This is a genomic window from Niallia sp. 01092 (assembly GCF_052318935.1).
Classification (GTDB): Bacteria; Bacillota; Bacilli; order Bacillales; family Cytobacillaceae; genus Niallia.
In genome coordinates this window covers 1-17,710 of the sequence record NZ_JBQRKO010000001.1, presented here as the reverse complement: position 1 = coordinate 17,710, position 17,710 = coordinate 1, and the positions used below count along the sequence as shown (strand labels likewise).

At 30.5% G+C, this 17,710-nt stretch carries 22 protein-coding genes and 1 pseudogene; 4 read left to right on the top strand and 19 right to left on the bottom strand.

Going from position 1 to position 17,710, the window contains the following annotated elements; translation table 11 throughout:
• Window positions 1-30: 30 nt before the first annotated feature.
• The 16 genes from ACTXGU_RS00115 to ACTXGU_RS00040 all read right to left on the bottom strand — a co-directional run bounded on the left by ACTXGU_RS00115 (window position 31) and on the right by ACTXGU_RS00040 (window position 13,410).
• The gene (locus tag ACTXGU_RS00115; protein WP_443479464.1) at window positions 31-768 is read right to left on the bottom strand and encodes a hypothetical protein; all 738 of its coding nucleotides are present in this window, start codon (window positions 766-768) and stop codon (window positions 31-33) included.
• A 232-nt stretch (window positions 769-1,000) separates the two neighbouring features.
• Entirely contained in the window at window positions 1,001-1,672 is a 672-nt protein-coding gene (locus ACTXGU_RS00110; RefSeq protein ID WP_443479463.1) for a type II toxin-antitoxin system PemK/MazF family toxin, read from the bottom strand.
• Window positions 1,673-1,901: 229 nt separating this feature from the next.
• Entirely contained in the window at window positions 1,902-2,522 is a 621-nt protein-coding gene (locus tag ACTXGU_RS00105) for a hypothetical protein (protein WP_443479462.1), read from the bottom strand.
• A gap of 68 nt (window positions 2,523-2,590) precedes the next feature.
• Complete coding sequence (locus ACTXGU_RS00100; protein WP_443479461.1) at window positions 2,591-2,866, bottom strand: hypothetical protein; 276 nt, start codon at window positions 2,864-2,866, stop codon at window positions 2,591-2,593.
• Between the two features lie 292 nt (window positions 2,867-3,158).
• Window positions 3,159-3,407 carry a hypothetical protein gene (locus tag ACTXGU_RS00095; RefSeq protein ID WP_443479460.1) on the bottom strand — a complete coding sequence of 83 codons (249 nt, stop codon included), beginning with the start codon at window positions 3,405-3,407 and terminating at the stop codon, window positions 3,159-3,161.
• A gap of 13 nt (window positions 3,408-3,420) precedes the next feature.
• Window positions 3,421-3,894 carry a hypothetical protein gene (locus ACTXGU_RS00090; RefSeq protein ID WP_443479459.1) on the bottom strand — a complete coding sequence of 158 codons (474 nt, stop codon included), beginning with the start codon at window positions 3,892-3,894 and terminating at the stop codon, window positions 3,421-3,423.
• A 10-nt stretch (window positions 3,895-3,904) separates the two neighbouring features.
• Complete coding sequence (locus ACTXGU_RS00085) at window positions 3,905-4,405, bottom strand: hypothetical protein (protein ID WP_443479458.1); 501 nt, start codon at window positions 4,403-4,405, stop codon at window positions 3,905-3,907.
• Window positions 4,406-4,643: 238 nt separating this feature from the next.
• Window positions 4,644-4,832, bottom strand: a complete 189-nt coding sequence (locus ACTXGU_RS00080) for a hypothetical protein (RefSeq protein ID WP_443479457.1) — start codon at window positions 4,830-4,832, stop codon at window positions 4,644-4,646.
• Window positions 4,833-5,118: 286 nt separating this feature from the next.
• A complete protein-coding gene (locus ACTXGU_RS00075) occupies window positions 5,119-8,001 on the bottom strand; it encodes a hypothetical protein (RefSeq protein WP_443479456.1) in 2,883 nt (960 codons plus the stop codon).
• Between the two features lie 235 nt (window positions 8,002-8,236).
• Window positions 8,237-10,423, bottom strand: a complete 2,187-nt coding sequence (locus ACTXGU_RS00070) for a hypothetical protein (RefSeq protein ID WP_443479455.1) — start codon at window positions 10,421-10,423, stop codon at window positions 8,237-8,239.
• Window positions 10,424-10,464: 41 nt separating this feature from the next.
• On the bottom strand, window positions 10,465-10,719 hold the full coding sequence (locus ACTXGU_RS00065) for a hypothetical protein (RefSeq protein ID WP_443479454.1): 255 nt from the start codon (window positions 10,717-10,719) through the stop codon (window positions 10,465-10,467).
• A 73-nt stretch (window positions 10,720-10,792) separates the two neighbouring features.
• Entirely contained in the window at window positions 10,793-11,329 is a 537-nt protein-coding gene (locus ACTXGU_RS00060; RefSeq protein ID WP_443479453.1) for a helix-turn-helix domain-containing protein, read from the bottom strand.
• A gap of 113 nt (window positions 11,330-11,442) precedes the next feature.
• Window positions 11,443-12,264, bottom strand: coding sequence for a helix-turn-helix domain-containing protein (locus tag ACTXGU_RS00055; RefSeq protein ID WP_443479452.1), 822 nt, complete (start codon window positions 12,262-12,264; stop codon window positions 11,443-11,445).
• A complete protein-coding gene (locus ACTXGU_RS00050; RefSeq protein ID WP_443479451.1) occupies window positions 12,264-12,644 on the bottom strand; it encodes a hypothetical protein in 381 nt (126 codons plus the stop codon). Before ACTXGU_RS00050 ends, ACTXGU_RS00055 begins: the two co-directional genes overlap by 1 nt.
• Window positions 12,645-12,809: 165 nt before the next feature.
• A complete protein-coding gene (locus ACTXGU_RS00045; protein WP_443479450.1) occupies window positions 12,810-13,106 on the bottom strand; it encodes a hypothetical protein in 297 nt (98 codons plus the stop codon).
• A 19-nt stretch (window positions 13,107-13,125) separates the two neighbouring features.
• Window positions 13,126-13,410 (bottom strand): hypothetical protein, encoded by a 285-nt coding sequence (locus ACTXGU_RS00040; protein ID WP_443479449.1) that lies wholly within the window; start codon window positions 13,408-13,410, stop codon window positions 13,126-13,128.
• Between the two features lie 263 nt (window positions 13,411-13,673).
• On the opposite strand from ACTXGU_RS00040, the gene ACTXGU_RS00035 reads away from it, so the two are divergent.
• Complete coding sequence (locus tag ACTXGU_RS00035; protein ID WP_443479448.1) at window positions 13,674-14,408, top strand: helix-turn-helix domain-containing protein; 735 nt, start codon at window positions 13,674-13,676, stop codon at window positions 14,406-14,408.
• 71 nt (window positions 14,409-14,479) lie between these two features.
• Here the strand turns inward: ACTXGU_RS00035 and ACTXGU_RS00030 are convergent, their stop codons facing one another.
• From ACTXGU_RS00030 to ACTXGU_RS00020, 3 genes are all read right to left on the bottom strand, one after another.
• Window positions 14,480-14,680 carry a hypothetical protein gene (locus tag ACTXGU_RS00030; protein WP_443479447.1) on the bottom strand — a complete coding sequence of 67 codons (201 nt, stop codon included), beginning with the start codon at window positions 14,678-14,680 and terminating at the stop codon, window positions 14,480-14,482.
• A gap of 132 nt (window positions 14,681-14,812) precedes the next feature.
• Window positions 14,813-15,034: a hypothetical protein gene (locus ACTXGU_RS00025; RefSeq protein WP_443479446.1), complete on the bottom strand. Its 222-nt coding sequence runs from the start codon at window positions 15,032-15,034 to the stop codon at window positions 14,813-14,815.
• Window positions 15,034-15,399, bottom strand: a complete 366-nt coding sequence (locus tag ACTXGU_RS00020; protein WP_443479445.1) for a hypothetical protein — start codon at window positions 15,397-15,399, stop codon at window positions 15,034-15,036. The genes ACTXGU_RS00025 and ACTXGU_RS00020 overlap by 1 nt, the downstream gene beginning before the upstream one ends.
• Window positions 15,400-15,549: 150 nt before the next feature.
• Between ACTXGU_RS00020 and ACTXGU_RS00015 the strand changes: the two genes are divergently transcribed.
• The 3 genes and pseudogenes from ACTXGU_RS00015 to ACTXGU_RS00005 form a co-directional block, all read left to right on the top strand.
• Complete coding sequence (locus tag ACTXGU_RS00015) at window positions 15,550-15,768, top strand: helix-turn-helix domain-containing protein (protein WP_443479444.1); 219 nt, start codon at window positions 15,550-15,552, stop codon at window positions 15,766-15,768.
• 88 nt (window positions 15,769-15,856) lie between these two features.
• Complete coding sequence (locus ACTXGU_RS00010) at window positions 15,857-16,978, top strand: tyrosine-type recombinase/integrase (RefSeq protein ID WP_443479443.1); 1,122 nt, start codon at window positions 15,857-15,859, stop codon at window positions 16,976-16,978.
• Between the two features lie 19 nt (window positions 16,979-16,997).
• Window positions 16,998-17,561 (top strand): annotated as a pseudogene (locus ACTXGU_RS00005) (DUF3898 domain-containing protein); the annotation flags it as partial.
• Between the last annotated feature and the right edge of the window lie 149 nt (window positions 17,562-17,710).

Here is a 17,710-nt window from a genome sequence, read left to right as displayed (position 1 = left end):
ATGCTTTTCGATAAGAATATTCTCTGTATTTTACTTTTCTAATTGGAACACTTTTATTAAATTATATAATTCATCAGCAATTTTAGTTCTCATAAAGGTAGTTGGATCATCAGACATTAAAATTTGACTCAATGTTAAAATCTGCAAATTAGATAATTTTATTAATGTTGACTTGAATTCATTAAACTCATCATTATAAATACTGTCTTCAAGTGATTGTTGTTCTTCTAATTGTTCTATTGATACTCGATGATACAAACATACAGAATTCAATGGTTGATTTATAGGCATAGTAATAAAAAAACTATATGCTTTTTGAAAGTTCTTAATATCCCAATCGTTCATATTTCTTAAAGCATTTATTATTACTGTATGCTTATAATTTAAATTTTCCGATGAAAGTAATATAACACCTGCATAAAATCCAAGAATTTCAGATGATAATTCTGAATTTGTATTTAATGCTTCATCTAGAATATTAAAAAACTTGTCTCTAGTAAAATCATCACTTAAAAACTTTCGCAATTCTATTCTATCTGAAATTTCATATCCTTCATGTTCAGATATTTTCTTTGATAGTCCTATTAGAAACTTTTTCATTTTTCTTTCTTTATGATGATTCCAAATATGTTTGGTAACTTCTAACATACGAACAATTGGTATTTCCTTACTAATACTAGATACTATATCCTCTGTACCACTTGTTATATCTTTAATATCAGTTAATAGTTGATCTATTTTATCAAAAGGTATTAGATTTTTCCCCATAAATACACCTCCATATTGTCTATAATTCGACAATATATGAGATTATTCCTTCTTTAAAGTAACATATTACCAAAATTTAAAAACACAAAAAGACCCCACCAATTAAGGAGGAGTCTTATTAAAATTCTTATCAGGTTGAGCCATCACAGCTCTTTTCATAACAGGTTTGGACATCATATCCATTTCTTGAATTAAATATACCATGTATTTTTAATGATATCAAGTATTAATCTTAATTCTCAGTAATTTTTTTCTCAGAATTTAAGATATCTAAAATTGAATTATCTAGACAATTACTTATAATAGTGTCAATTCCACTTTTTAAATCAACTTCACTATAGTTGTCAGAAATTTGCAGCTTATCATCCCATAGATTATTCACTTTAATTACCAACTGTCTAAACTCAGTTTCAAACTTATTAAAATCAGACTCTAATAACTTTTTAATCAAATACCCTGTATTTATAAGTTCTTTTATCGTTAATTTTGTGTAACACTCATAATGATATCTTATACTGTCTAGTGAATTTACATTTATCAATAGTTCATTAACGCACAAAGATAACACATGACTAAATAAAATATCATTCACAGGGCAATTGATTGGTTGATTATTATTAAGTAACTTTTGTAATCGATTACTATTAACTGTCCTGACTTGATTGTAAACTACATAAGAGTCATGCACTTTAATATTATTAGGTAGAGTCGATATCTTTCCTATATTCTCTTTATTGACTCCAACCCCATTTGATTTAGTAGTTAAAGGCACTACAATCAATGTTTTCTTATCTTTGTTCTTTTTAATAACTAATGCAAGATGCCTACCATTAAACTCACAGTGTCTAACTGGATCAAAATGTACTGTATAAATATGTTTCTCTAATACTTCTGAAAATTTCAATAACTATCCCCTCCCACCATTCTCTCTATTTTACTATATTTCGAGAATAATAGGGAAGAAAGTTGTGTTATTTTGTCAGTTTTTAGCATTACAAGCAATTTATTAGGTATAGGTCTACAAGGGACTTGCACCCTTCTAACACTCTCTTTAAAATAAATCAACAAATTTAAGAAAAGAATGGTTCACTATGAACTAGACCAAGAAGAGACTCGCTATTGCGGTCTTAAAATTAATAAGCTAAATTTGTTCTAGCTTTACGTCTTAAAATGTTGTACATATGTACAGGATCAATCTGATATTTTTCACAATATAAGGTACAAAACCTTGTTATTTTTAATCCAGATTCTTTAAACTCATTAAACATTTTTATAATATGTTCATCACTAAATTTCACTCTAAATTGCTTTTTATTATTCTTCTGTTGCATTTCTTTCCAATGATCATCCATTTGTTCCTTCATGCCACGACACTCTAAATTTTCTGGAGAGTCATCTTTCTTGTTTGAGTTAATATGATGAATGGTTCCTTTTTCCCCATTCTGTCTCCATGACATTAAAGGGACTTTATTAAAAGATGAATAAAAAATCCAAGAACGATTGTATGTCTTCTGTTTACCGTCATTTCTCATTAAGCTAACGTTTTTATACCCACTAAAAGTTGTTCCAAATTTCATATCAGTAAATCTTAAATTTTTAAAGCTATATATCTTCTGATTTTTATAATCACAATAATAATCATCGTGAAATTCGTCAATTGGATGCAGGTCTAATTCTTTTATCATCCTTTGTTTCAATTCTTCATGTTCAATAATCTTTTTCTCTTTCAATTCCTTTTGTGTTAATTTTTCCACGTTGCATTACTCCATTTCTAATTCTCATTTATAGTTCCTCCTTTTAATACTCAGTATATTTTCAATAATTACTCTTCTTCATATTGATACAAACTATCTACATATTCTTCATACTCCATCAGGGCACGATATATTAAATTATCAATCTCACAATAATCTTGGTCATATCCACTATTTTCATAATAAAAAATAACCTCATCAAAATTAAATACGTGCATTGTGTTGTATATGTACAAACTCGAATTCTCACATTTCAAGAAATTTTTTATTGCTTCATGCTTCGATCTTGTTTCTATTTCATCTTCTAAATCTTTATTAACAACATATGTATATTCACTCATCATTTAAATCCTCATCATTGTCTTTTTGCACTGCTGAATCATGTGGATAATCTTTGACTACTTTTATAACCTCGTAGCCGTTCATTATAATTTTCATGTTAAATTCCCCTTGAAGTATTCTAGTTTTTATAGTATGATATTAATGGGTAAGTTCGTGTGTCGATTAAAAAAACAAATAAAAATTAGTTTTGAATTGTAAATTTAATCACTTTAATTTCCACACTTTTACAATTGTCACATTTATTCACTTCTTCTTTAAAGTACTTTTTGCAATGATCACAGTAATAATGATTCATTATTTAATTCCGCCTCTTTTGGTGTAAGATAATTTGTTATTAGAAGCATCGATTTTCTCTTGTAACCTATCCATTTGAGATATTAATAATTCTACGTCATCATTAAGTTTTGTCCAAAACGGCAAATAACCTTTAAAACCAATTTCTTCGGTTCTTTTAGAAGCTCTAAAGGCAGCACGAAAAACCAATTCATCCAATTCCTGAACAGTCATTGTCACTATCAAGTTTTTATTATCTCTCGGCTCCACTATGAAAACCCTCCTATTTTTTATACTTTGCTGCAAATTCATTGCTCATTGTATTAACAACAGATTGCATCGAAATTAACTTATCTGTATTAGCAACAACTTCATTAATTCGCTCAAAAACTTCCTCTACAGAAGATTTAGGGAACGATTCACTCAAAATTTTAAAAACGGATGAATTAATAACAATATTAAACTCTTGAAAAATAGTTTTAGCTTTCTTTGCTGCCCCAAACTTTAAATCTGTAAAATGTCTGATAATAAAATACATGACAATTTCAGGATGTTTCTCTTCAGGAATATGTATCTTTTCTTTCTCAGCATTTGCAAAAAACCTAGATAATTCTTCAATCATCTTGTTAATCTTAGTCGGCTTAAAGTAAGGATAAAATTTAATTTCCCTTTCTTCATTATTTAACTCAACCTCAAATGACACCATTTCATCATAAACTGACACTTCTTCTTTAATTTCCTTTATACTTACTGCCATATTATCCCTCCTATTTCTTCTTTACTGTAATTTCATATACATGTCGATATGCAGCATAATCCTTTGGTGGATTAATCTCATGTCCTTCTACGTAACGCAACTTACCAACACCAGCTATATTTTCGTGAATAAGCAACTCATTTATTCTGTCGCTTATTTTCAATGAACGTAATTCTTTTTGAAAATTATTATGACATAATACATCTACCACAATTTCTTGACTGGCTAATGTGTAATTATTTCTTTCGGGACTTCTTCTACCTAAATAAACATATAATCTACATAGCTTTTCACTAGATAAATCTTCTATATCTAAAGTAGTCATGATATGTCTATCTCTTATCGCCCATATCTCATCCTCATCTTTACTCAAAATATCATCCAATAAATCTGATAAAGGATCTGGCTGATTAGTGTTTAAATCAATTGGTGCATAATATAAAAAACGCAACAGTCCCTCATCGCTGCGGAATACATTGAGAAACGTATTAATATTACTAAGCATTCCCATAACTTTTCTCCTTTTCTAATTTAAATATGCACAATCAAAGGTAGGAGCCTTAGAAAAGCTTCTACCCCTTGTGCATCTCGGAGGACATACATATCAAAATACGCATGTATCTTACACAATACAAACTGACTACCGTTGCTTTTGTCAGCCTCATGTAAGTTTAATGACTAATACTGTAGAACCCTTTTATTTATACAGGGAGTAAGTTTACGAGTTTTACACCTCTGCCCTGTATATTTTAAGCTTCTTCAATTGTTCGCTTTACCAATTGTTCTGCTTCATATGATAATGTTCCATCGTGGTTAAAAAATCGACTAATATGAGTCTCACTATACCCAACCATAGCAGCCAATTCTTTATTCTTAATTTTCTTCCGATGTTTAATCAAAAATAATTGATCAATTTGTTCAGCCGTTAGTTTCTCCAAACCAACCCCCTCCTTTATCTACATTTATAAATTAATTACAACAATATATTTACATTAAAAAAATAGGCGACTTAACGCCTATTGCTACGAAATGGTAGCGAATAATTAAAAAAGGAAAATGAAAAAAACTAAAGTTTTAGAATTAGGGTAAAATATAATACTTGTATTATATTAAACAATAGTGTTATAATAAAGAATTACACATTCCCTTATAGAGAACTTTCTATTTTTCTATTAAACTAAAGGAACCCTTATACAGCAAGGGTTCCACAATATCAACATTTATTCAACTTACTTTGTTTTCTCGCTTTTTACCTTTGTATTTATTATCTGCCTTTTTATTACTTACTTTTTTTCTCTCCTTTGCACAATCAGTACAATATTGTCGTCTAGGAGCTATATATTCTCCACATTCCTTACAACAATTAGTGTTAACAATATTCTTTTTCATATTTATAACAATTTGCTGTCCGAACGCTTTCCACAATGTTTCTTTATGCTCACTATTGTTTTCATATAGATATTTCACTAAAACATCTGTCACATATTCTACATCATCGTTTACTTTTAAAATATTATTACGAATAGTCTCATAGATTCCTAATTTTGTTGTACTGTCTTTATCCTCAGTATTTTTAAGCTGCTTTTTCATCGTTCTGTATTTTTGTTGATTCTCTTTCGTATGTACTTCAATTATTGCCTTTGCCTGTTCATCTTTCAGGTTAATTTGATTATGCTTTTTCTTCATTAATTTCGTATAGTCTAATGTCAATTGAGCATCAATGCTTGAAAAATCATTCCTATTGGAAATAATAATCTCATCTAACATGTTGACTACACTTACAAATTTATCTTTAATAATTGGTACAATTTGATTATCCTTTTTATCCTTCGCATACTTGAAGAAATGCGGTAACTTTTGCTTAGTATACTCTTTAATTTTCTTATTAACTTCAGGCGGTCTAACAGGCATCCACAAAGTTTTTGCAAAATCTATTGTTGCATTCGACTCAAAACAAAGTTGAGCGATAATTTTAAGCTTATCCTTATCTACATCTGGTTGATTCCATACTTTTGCAATACTGAAAGCTAAAGTCCCTATATTTTTACTGTAAGCGGATTTTAATTTAGCATACATATTAGGATTATTAATTTCCTCAGCATCTGCAACTGCTAATTTATACTTCAATGGGCGTATATCTTTCATATGTTCCTTTGCAATTTTTGCGAACAATTCATTTGAAACGATAAGCGAGTCATCTCCATCTACATCGAACATCAAAATTTTACTAATCGGATCATGAACACTTGTATAAACATCCTTTGTGATAAACCATTTTTCAGTAGATTCATTAAGGACATTAGTTTTTACACAGTGTTCCCGATAGTTGTGTGGGCTGCGAAGTAAATCAAGCTCTTTTCTATGTTCGTATAAAGCACAACTTACCTCATTATTATGTAATATTCCTGTTGGTTTCTTTTCCTTTTTAAATAACCACTCTGCAAAAGCATAAACATCTGGTGCAATATATGTACGTTTTGTTCCACTAATCAACAATTTTCCAGCCTTTGCATCCTCAATATAACTTTCCCTTACATCTGTCATTACCTTTTTACCGTATGGATCAGCTAATAACTCAGGATATATTTCTAATGCTTGTTGGAAGTAATCTTTCTTTTTGTTGCTATCTGTAGCCCCTAACACTCTTAGAGTAACATCTATATCTTTCCCAATTCGATCAATGTCATAATTTGTTCTTCTAGCAAGATAGTCTAAGTCGTCCTTTTTCATTTCATTAAGCGTTTGAAGTACCTGATAAGAGATCCTTTTGTCTTGAAATCCGTCCTCATCTTCTTCAATCTTACATTTGACAGCTTCACATTTATAATCCTTGAAATTATTTTTGTATATCTCCCATGAGTTTTCTTCATCTGCATCATCAATGAAGAATTTCCAAAGTTTGAACTGGGATTTAGTAAATATGATGGAAATTCCTTCTTCGAGAATATCGTGCTTTTTGCCGTATATATCCTCAACTATTACCTTTTGACCTGTACACTTATCATTTATGTATTCATCAAATGGAAACGGAATCATAAGACCTTTAAATCCCGGCATTCTAAATTGGAAACTTTTATCACTGACACTTGGTAAGCAAATACCAGCACCATCAGTGTGATTAATTGTTAATGGTTCTCTTTTCACTCTTTCAATTTCATACGTTTCATCATCTATTACATCGACCTCGGTATATATTGTTGTCTCGAAGTCATTAACCACTATAGATTTATCAATGTCAAAGGTATCATTCCAAGGAGCACTGGCAGTTAGACACAATGCTTGATAACTATTAAACTTATTCAAGTTCATGCCTCCTTTTTTATTGATATCCTCAATGGTCAGTCCGCATAGTAAAGTTTTATTATATTTTTCGTATGTTTTTTTCTTCATGAAAATGGACTTTTTATTTCTTATGCCCCCAGCACTACTTGTATAATATTGGTATAATTCATTCTCATATTTGAATCCATTTAACATTAGACTCTTGAACACAGAATATCTAAAAGCACGTATAACAAATATTTCTGTTGTCGTTTCATTCTTATTAATACCTAATGTTCTAGTTAGTGTTGACTCAAATTGACTAATTTTATTTTTATCAATCAAAGCGTCTTTTCTGAGCGTCCGAATACCTTTGTGAATATATATTTCGATTTTCAATCTATTCTCTAAATAATCAATTCGTTTTTTTAGTCTATTTTTTACATTTTCAGATTTCTTTTCCACATCTGAAATGATCTCTTTAATATCCTTTTTACTTTTTACTAATTTTCTAACCAATTCTTCTTGTTTAACTATTCTTTCTTTTAGTTTAGGAATCCGTTTAGTTAATCTTTTAACATCTTTTCTTGATTGCTTGAATTCATCACTTTTCTTATCAAATATTTCCATTTCAGATTCAGCTTCAAGTTTTCTTTCTTTTGAACATTCTAATTCATCTGTTAGTGCGTTGTATTTATCAATACGTTCTACTATCTTGTCTAATTTTTTTATCATCCCAAAATATTTTAATCTCTTTTTATTTATAGCTGCTTCCGTAGCAGTATAGAAGCAATCAGTATCCAAGCTATATGTATATATTTGATTCTGTAAGTATCCTTTTTCCATTTTTAATTATTCCTCCATTTTCATCTCTCTATTTTCTGACCAAGTTTGACCTTTAATCTATTATGTAGAAGCCTTGCGTTATATAGTTCAAAGATGTCTTATGACAATTTGCGGAAAAGAGTTGCAAATTCTCATAAGTTCGCTACATTCACGTTCGTTCATTCGCTCAATATATGATTTTTCTTCTCTAATATCCCTATTTCCTTATATATATTTATAAGAGATTAGGGGTATTTCAGCATTTATAATATCTACTTTTACTTCCTTTATGTTTATCAATAAAACTTTTAAATTGCTTATTATTACTTTTAGCCTTATTAAATTGTTGCTGAGTTATGTTATTAACCTTCAATATCTCTCGTATATGTAATTCATTACCATTCCAGTCATAGTTATTCCACCATGACATTACCCTTTGAGCAACACTTTCCTTTTTGTTCTGTCTACCTAATACTTTTGCTTCAGTAAAGGAACTCAGTTCATCGTAATGTCTCTTAATCTTGCAATCTGGGAATAATTGTTCCACCATTCCAATAAGCAATGGATCAATAGAGAAGCAATGGATAGTTATTTGATCGTCATATGTATAATCTCTTAGTTTTGTTCTAAAAACTTCTTGAATAAAATCAGTTAGCATACAGAAGTATTTAAACTGGTGTAAGTGTTGATGTTTGAATTTGTAATCTTCCATCATTAAGTATTTAGCAAAACTTTCAGAATGTTCGATATTGGAACAAGTCCGTATGATATCCATTTTCTTCTCTTCATTAAACCCTGTACAAAGGTAGTTAGTTGCATATGTGTAATCAGGTAAATTGTTCCAACCAACTTGAATCATGTTTTCACATTTCTCTGCTTTGTTGCTGCCTTTTGTGTTTCCAAAGTAGAAAGTCTTATCTTCTTCAGCTACAATTTTCACCTTGTTATTGAAAGCATGAGAGTTAATAGAAACGTTCCTGTTGAATGTAAGTTGATTGAATAAAAGTGGTGCAATGTCCTTATATGTAACAACGTACGTGAATCCATTAGTACTCAAAGTAGAAATAAAATTAGAAACAGCTTTCACTAGATAATTTTTACTCTTAAATGTTGACTTATTGAGTTTGTGTTTCATATAAAAGTTAAAAGTTAAATTAGGAAATTCCCTAGTGTTTCTTATGTCTACAAACTTCACTATATTTTCGTATGCTTCACCTTTACCAGAAGAATACTCTGGGTCAGTTAATGCAGTAGCATCAAAAATTACCGTTTTAAAATTCTCATTATGTATAGTCTCTTTCATTCCTAATGTGCTAATAAAAGATCCTCGTAAGTTCGTCTTGCAAAATAAACCGCCAACCGTTAAAACTTTATGTATGTGTTGTAATTCAAAGCTATATTTCTTCCCCATTAGCTCGTCCCAAAGCAGTATAAATTCTTCATCGTTGAGCAAGATAGGTTCATTATTAATATTAGAAACAATAATTCTTTCATATTTTGAGTATGTTTCCAACTTATGTAACACCATTGAACGGATAATTTCCCATTTATCCATCAATTTGACCTTTTTCTCTTCATATTCTTTACTTCTAATTTCAATAAGGGATAAATCACTATCTATTTTATTTACTAATGAACGTGAGACATCAAGAGTATTTATCATTTTAGGCTTCTCGTCATTAATTAATAGTGTCCTATACTGTTTTTCACCGTTATCATCGATATAGTACGTGTATTGATTTACACTGTCAGCGAAAGTTTCTAACCTTGCTTTAGTCATAAGTAGAATCGGTGAGTCCTTTTGTATACTTGATTGTTTAGAAATCTTACAGCTAGTAAAGAAAGGACAACCTTGACACATTCCCATTTCGTACCTTTTCATTTCTTTATTCTTGCACATTCCTTCTTCATAGCTTCTTTCTGTCCAACCTTCTAAAACATAAGAATATGGTATATTTTCTTCATTATTGTAATAGCCTAGATGATCGTATATATATTCATTTAAATCTTTAAGTTGTTCTAGCTTATCAGTAACGATAATCATGCCATGCTGCCATTTCCCTAGTTTAATAGCTTTGCATATCTCTAAAGTAAATAAGTATGTAATAGAAGATTTTCCAAATCCACAAGGAGCAGGAATAACTGGTACACTTTCATTGTTGATTAATTCACCAAGTAAAATTTTTGTAGTTGTTTCTGCAAATTCAAGTTGCTCATTTGTTGCTTGTTTACCACGTTGTTCCATAAGCATTTTAAAAGCTTCTAACACATTATCAATTATGTATTGGTATTTCTCTTCGTATGTGATTAAATCGTCTACAGCGTACAATGTAACTTCCTTATTAGCTAAATAATAAGAGTAATTTTGCATATCCTTGAGTCCGTTTATTTCTTTATATTTCCTGTTGTACTCCAAATCCTCTATGAGTTTCTTTTGCTGCATATTTAACCTCCTTTTCACTGCCTGAAACTAGGGAATAACTATTAATCTCTAAATATTTCATTTAAACTCATAGCTTTATCCAGCAGTCTGTCTCTTTCTTCTCTTGCCATACCTTCCCTATGTAATTGCGTAACATTCCCCTTTGCCACTTGCTTTTTCCATTCCGCTACCTTATAGGGATAGTTTTTCTTTAGCCATTTCTCTACTTTAATTACCGGGTGATCACCAAATCCAAATTCCACTAGTATGATTCTTCGAAACTGCGGGTCTTGCATTGCTAAATCGTAAATGGACATATATTTTCTCTCCTTTTGTAATTGGACTATCTCTCACCTCGTCCTATTTTGTTGTCTCTGTTATGTGAATTATCTAGTTTTTATAGAATTTATTCTCATCCATAAACTCTTGCCATTTTTTTAAATGTGTTTTTAAATATGAGTATCTAATTTTACCAACATTTAATTTACTCTCGTTAGCACTTTCCAAAATTACGGGTACATCTAAACGCATTGAACCTTTAATAAAGGCTAATTGAATCGCACCCTTTAATGTTTTCGTTTCTTCTAAATAAATTGAATTATTGTCCAACAGTGCTAAATCCAATGTATAATATCCGCCCCCATGATGTTGAATATGAATGTGATCTATCATATTCTTTGGTTGCTTTAATTCATGCATTTCCAAAGCCATTTGGTAAGAACTTTCAAGTGATTTAGAAAGCGTTACTGGTTCGCCATTCTCAAATTTTCTGATTCTAGAAGTGGATGTTCCTAACATTTTCGAAAGACTAGTTAGTGATATTTGCAACTTCTCTCTTCGTTCTTTTAATCTCTGACCACGTTGTGTCCATTCCTTTGTATTGTCTAAAATAAATTGTTGTTTAGCAGTTTCATAATTTGTTGTCATTTTATAATTCCTCCTATTTTCTAAAATATGTAATTGGATTACTTTCACTCATCCAAATTATTTCTCTGTTAAACAAGTACATTATGTTTCTATGTATTATGCATTGAAGTTGTTTACTTATTTTTGTTTAAAAAATCATGACAAAGTTTGTGATGAAAGTGAGTAATTTCTTTTGTTTTATCAACAATCATTTTTTCTCCTTGATCACTTTCAAGAATTACGTCAACTTCTAATTGCTTAAATTTATTTGATGCAATAAATAAAGCCCATTGAAGTCCTTCTATATCCTGTATATGTACTAATTCCCCATTATCCATAGCCAAATAAATAATAAAGAAATCCTTACCGTATTCATGTACAAAAACATGATTAACTTTATTAATTGCATTTTGTGTTTCTTTATTTTTTAATTCATAATGCTCCAAGGCTAATTTATAAGATTGTGCCAACTGATTTGACATCATTACCGGTTCACCTTGCTCAAAATTGCTAATGCGTGACGGGGACGTTCCAATCATCTGAGCCAATTTAGTCAGCGAAAGTCCTAATGATTCACGTTGTTGTTTCAACTCCTGACCACGCTTAAACCAATCTAGTTTATTGGCTAGTTTATATCGTTCTTTACGTCTATCGCTTCTTGTCACATCCATTGCAGTTCCATCCTCTAATAACCATTTGACTACTCTATTTGGATTGTCATCTTCCTCGTTGACTTCACCTATAATAGCTTTCTCTTCATCAGTAAGTAAATCAACATAATCACCTTTGTAAGCCTTTAATTCCTCGATTTCATCTGACTCAAAATCCCATCTTTCTTTTTCGTACCAGTAAATAAAATCCCCTGTTGGAATTGGTTTAAATCCAAAATGAATCAATGCTTCCTTTTTTATGTAATCAAAATCCCCATCGTTTCTTAAAGTCTCAATATTTGACATTAATTTACTCCCCCTTGAACTTTTGCTTTTACCATTTGTTCCATTTCCCAAATTTTTCGGCGTTGCTCATTAATTACTTTTTCTTCCTTATATAACTGTTCAAATAGTTCAATCATTTCTTCTTCTTTCAAAAATTTATGATAGAGTTTTTCAAATTTCTCTGTATATTCGTTTGTTGGATTTGGAAACTCCCCACCATCATGATCATGAGTTTCACGAAGATATTTATAAAGATTGTAATAATGGTCTTCATGGAGTATCCAGTCAAAAATATCATCCATAAATCCTAAAATTTCATCTTTTGACCAAGATAACGGATATTGAAAATCTTGATCCTCTTCAGTTACAGTTCTTCCATTTAGTGCTTTAATTTTCTTCATTTTCTATTCCTCCAAATTTTTATGTATTTTCCTATGGCAAAGTAACAAGAAACAATTAATCTATTACATCTTAACCACCTCCTATTTTTTCCATTCAAATATTAATATATTCACAATGCTAGATTTCATACCCTAGAAATAAAATATTTTCGCTCATTTATCTTTTTATAATTTTTCATAGAATTGATCATCCAACAAATTTTTCAAATGAAAAATAACTCCTGATGAAACTAACTGGAGAATTTCTTCCTTTGTGTACCTTTCATAAGCCTTATTAATGATATTGCAGCTAAATATATCGAGAATGTGTTCTGCTGGAAATTGAGGCATACTTTTTATCTTGTTTTTTAATGATTCTAGATTTTCATCTGCTAAATTTTTAGCTACTTCTTCTAGTTTGTAAAAATCGACTTTTTTAGCTTTATTTACTTTCACCTTATGAATATCTACTACTGTTTGCATTATTAGTCCCCCTTTAAAATTAATAATATGAATTAACTGTTATAAAATTGCCCCATTCCATGCTGATTTCTTCTTCGCTAGGATTGATGTTATACGCTGCCATTTCCCTTTCTGCGACTATAGGAGCAAATTTAACGTCCTCTCGTTTATCACTATATGAATATATGAAACTGCAATTATCCTCCAAAGATGCTTGAAGAAATTCAATATATTTTTCATCTAAATCCATCGAAAGTATGAATTCTGTTTTTAATATGTGTTGTAAGCGATTTATAGTCGTTTTATCAGGTGCTGAAACTGACATGATATCCCTCCTAGTTTTGATTAATTATGTATTTTTAAAGCTCTAAAACTACCTTCCCATATCCTCGCTTCTTTTTTCTATACATTAATAATACCAAAAATATAGTATAAGTCAATATATTAGTGTATATTATTTAATTTTTTATATATTTTTGTATAAAACACAAAAAATAACTATAAATCAATATAATTATGTATATAAAAATAGAATATTGTACTATACCTCTCTATATGTTAGTATTTTTTATGTGAGGTGAAAGTTAAGTGAATAAATACAGTTTAAATTTCGATGGTAGTATAGGTGACTTTATTCGTATCTTAAGAAAATCGAATAAGATTAATTCGATTGAATTATCTAAATCCATTGGAAAAAGTGAATCCTATATAAGCCACCTTGAAAATGGAAGGTATAAAAACCCTGATTATGAAATTTTGTATGAAATATTTAAGAAACTTGGAGTTGAAGAGAAAAAAATTGAAGATTACCTGTATTACTTTGGTTTTTTATCTCCAGAAAGAATAGCTTGGGAGGAAGAGCAAGCTATTGCAGCCATGAACGAACCCACTCAAGAAGATTTCGAAGAATGGGAAAGACAAGCAGAATATTATGAGAATTTAGAAGAGGAAGAAAGACTTCAATGGGAAATGAAAGAACGTTCTAACTTTAAAGATGAAAATAATGGAAATGATTTGTTAGATGATATACTTGCTGAAAATATTAAAAATATAGAAAAAGTACTCAACAATATTTATGAACATAATCCTCAAAATGGATATGAACTTATAGAAGGACTGAATGATACGTTTGGTTCATTATCAACAAACGTCAAATTATACAAGTTTATTATTAAATTTTTCTCAGAAAAAAATATAAAAACTCTTGATGAAAAAGGTTTCATAAAAGTTTTAAATACTTTATATGAAGAGTTGAATAGAGTTGATGAAGAAAATACTGCATTTGGTAAACCACACTTACGTCATTTTATTAAAAATTTTTAACAATAAAGTAATAAGGAGCCATTTGTTAGATGGCTCTATTACTTATCTATAATTTACTTACTAAAGTTATATTAGTCCACTAAAATATGCATCTTAATTTCAGCTAACTTTTCATTAAACTCAGTATATCTTCTTTCATAAAATTCATACTCCTTATCTGGGATACGTACTTCTGATTCCTCTAAGCCACCCATTATCGCTCCTACTTGGATTTCTAATGCTTCGATCATGTATTCTAACTCTAATACTTTATCAATATTTAATTCGTTCATATGTATCTCTCCCAAATTTTAAATTTTTATTCCGATTAAATTACTTCTCTTTTTGTACCGTGGATAATCCAACAAGTAATAAATATTTCATTTTTGACGAAAGACTTTTCCATTCTTTAGTTGTAACCACCATTAGAAACCCTCTCTCCATTTCATTTCTTCTTTCAAGGACATAGTTTTAAATTCACCGTAATAATACTTTTCTAAACGATGTATAGCGTCTACTAAGGCTTTAGCTGGTGGATATGAAGGAAAATCGGATAATTTTTTGTATTTTTTTGACTGCCATTCTTCCGTTAATTCATCCAATTCACATTCCAAGTATGGTTGCAATGAAGAAATAGCATGATCCATTACTCAACACCGTCCGTTAACCAAAAATCTTCAGAAATGTCTTCTAGATGATTCTCGAAACTTTCGCTTAAAAGCCAGTCTAATAATGGGGTAAACATTAATTTTTGTAGAAACTTGTTAATATACTCCCTTTCATCTTTAATATCATTAGGAGTCTTCCCTAACAGGACAGATGAAGTTGTGTAATAGATATCCAAATCAGACTTGTGAAGGTTTCTTGTTAAAATCAACTGTTCGGAACTAATATATAAGCAATGATTTTCATTAAGCTTATATCCTGCCATTAACCAGCCTTCCACTTGAATGAGTTTCCCTAAGCCATTTGTTTCTGACTCATCAACGAGAAATTTAACTATTTCGTACATTTGCTCACCCTTTCGTTTATTTTTATAAAATAATATTTAACTTTCTAAAGATATATTAACCTTTCTGAATTTCGTTGTCAACAAATTATTTTAGTTTTTTAAAGATATGTTATACTTATTAAAGAAATCTTTACTATAAGGAGGTCATTTATGATTTCATATGCTCCATTAATCACAACATTGCATAAACAAAAAATATCTAAAAAAGAATTACAGAACAGTATTAAGGCGTCTTCTGCAACAATTGCTAAAATAGGAAAAGATGAATATATTTCTATGAAAGTGATTGATGATATTTGTAATTATCTAGATTGTAGTATTGAAGAAGTTATATCTCATATAAAGAATGCAAAAGACGATGCCGAATAAGTAAGCATCGTTTTGTTATTTTATGGGATATGATAAAATAATTTTAGTGTAGAGACATGCTATGAGAGTTTAAGGAGGCTCTTGTAGCATGACGACCGTAAAGAAAAACGATAAGACTGGCAAATGGGAATTTTGTATTTCTGCTGGGAAAGATCCAATTACCGGTAAAAGAAAACAAATTAGACGTAGGGGATTTGCTTCTAGAGATGAGGCTATGAAGGCTTTTTTAGAAGTAAAAAGAGAAGTTTTAGATAATGAATTTGTAGATATTTCTAAATTAACTTATGCTCAGTATATGGGCGAGTATTGGAGAGAAAGAAAAATTAAACTTCAGACCTCAACATACGAAACACATCTTATTATTTATGAAAATAATATACTGCCTAAGCTTGGTCATATTAAATTACAAGAGATTAAATACAGTCATATCCAAAATTTAGTTAATGATTCACATGAGCAAGGTCATTCAGCCCATACCACCCATCTAATTTTTCGTATTATTTACGGATCATTAAAAAAAGCACAATTACGTAGTCTTATTAAGAATAATCCAGCTCAAGAAGTTACGTTACCAAAGCGTAGAAAGCGTGAAATGACCGTCTGGACTCTTAAACAAGTAAACTATTTCCTCAAAAATGCACCACATGTGTGCCGTGTAACTAGATGTTTAATCGGTATACAACTAGGACTACTAGCTGGCTTGCGGCAAGGAGAGATTCTCGGTTTACGTTGGAGAGATATTGACTTCGAAAACAAAATCATCTATATTCGTCAAACAGTCTCACAATCGGGTGAAATTAAACAGGGTGCAAAAAATAACTCTAGTGTAAGATCTATTGCTATCTCGAATAAATTATTAAACATGTTATTATTACACCGTGAGCAAATCGAATGGGAAAAAGAAAGATGTACTGGTATCTATCGAGACAATGACCTAGTTCTTCCTACTCGATATGGTTCGCCAATGATTCCTCGTAATTTCCGTAAAGAGTTTTACGTGTTAACAGAAAAGTTAGGACTACCAAGAATTCGATTTCACGATACCCGTGCGACACATGTTACTTTACTTGTTGAGCAAAATGTCAATATAAAACTCATAAGCGAGCGACTTGGTCACAGCAATATTGAAACAACATTTAATATATATTCGCATGTATTGCCAAATATGCAGCGATCTGTGAGTGATAAATTAGATGAAATTATAGACTAACTGTGACTTACCATGTGACCTAGTTACATTAAACATAAAACATATATGGATTGTCCCCTACATGCCAGAAGAAGGCATGATAGAGGAAAATGAACTGAAAATCCATCAATCTTCCCATGCACGCTATTTCGAGGATTTCCTGAAATTTGTAGAATATGGAGAATCGATGCCAGAAATCATCAAATCGCAAGTAATGACAATGGTACAGACCCATATTGAAGAAACGTATGATACAGAAAGTGAAGAAAAAGAGCAGTTCGAAACAGCGATGGAAGTGTGGGCTACGAGTCCAAAGCGTGAATTGCAAGAACGTTTCACCACAGAACAAGTTGTTGAAGCAACCGCTCAAATTATTGAGCATTCACCAGATGCGGAGTTAAAGATGAAGCTTGACCATATTGCCGTGAAAGGATTGCTGAGTGATTATGGTGATAGTATTCATTTGGCTAAGGTAAATAATAAATATGTATTGCTCGTTGAGGCAGATTCGATACAGTTTGAGCAAGGAGGATATTCTCCGATCGAGCTATTGCGCCCTGATGAGTTGGATGTGGTGTTGGAAAAAATCCGCAATAAATCTTAAGAGTCATACGGAAAAAAGCCGAAATGTGAGCAATATAATTATAAAAAATCATTGATATTACAGTGTTTTATAATCATCCTTGTTATTAATTTTTATCTTATAACATATTCTACAGTACGAAAACAGTTATAGAGATAACTCTATAACTG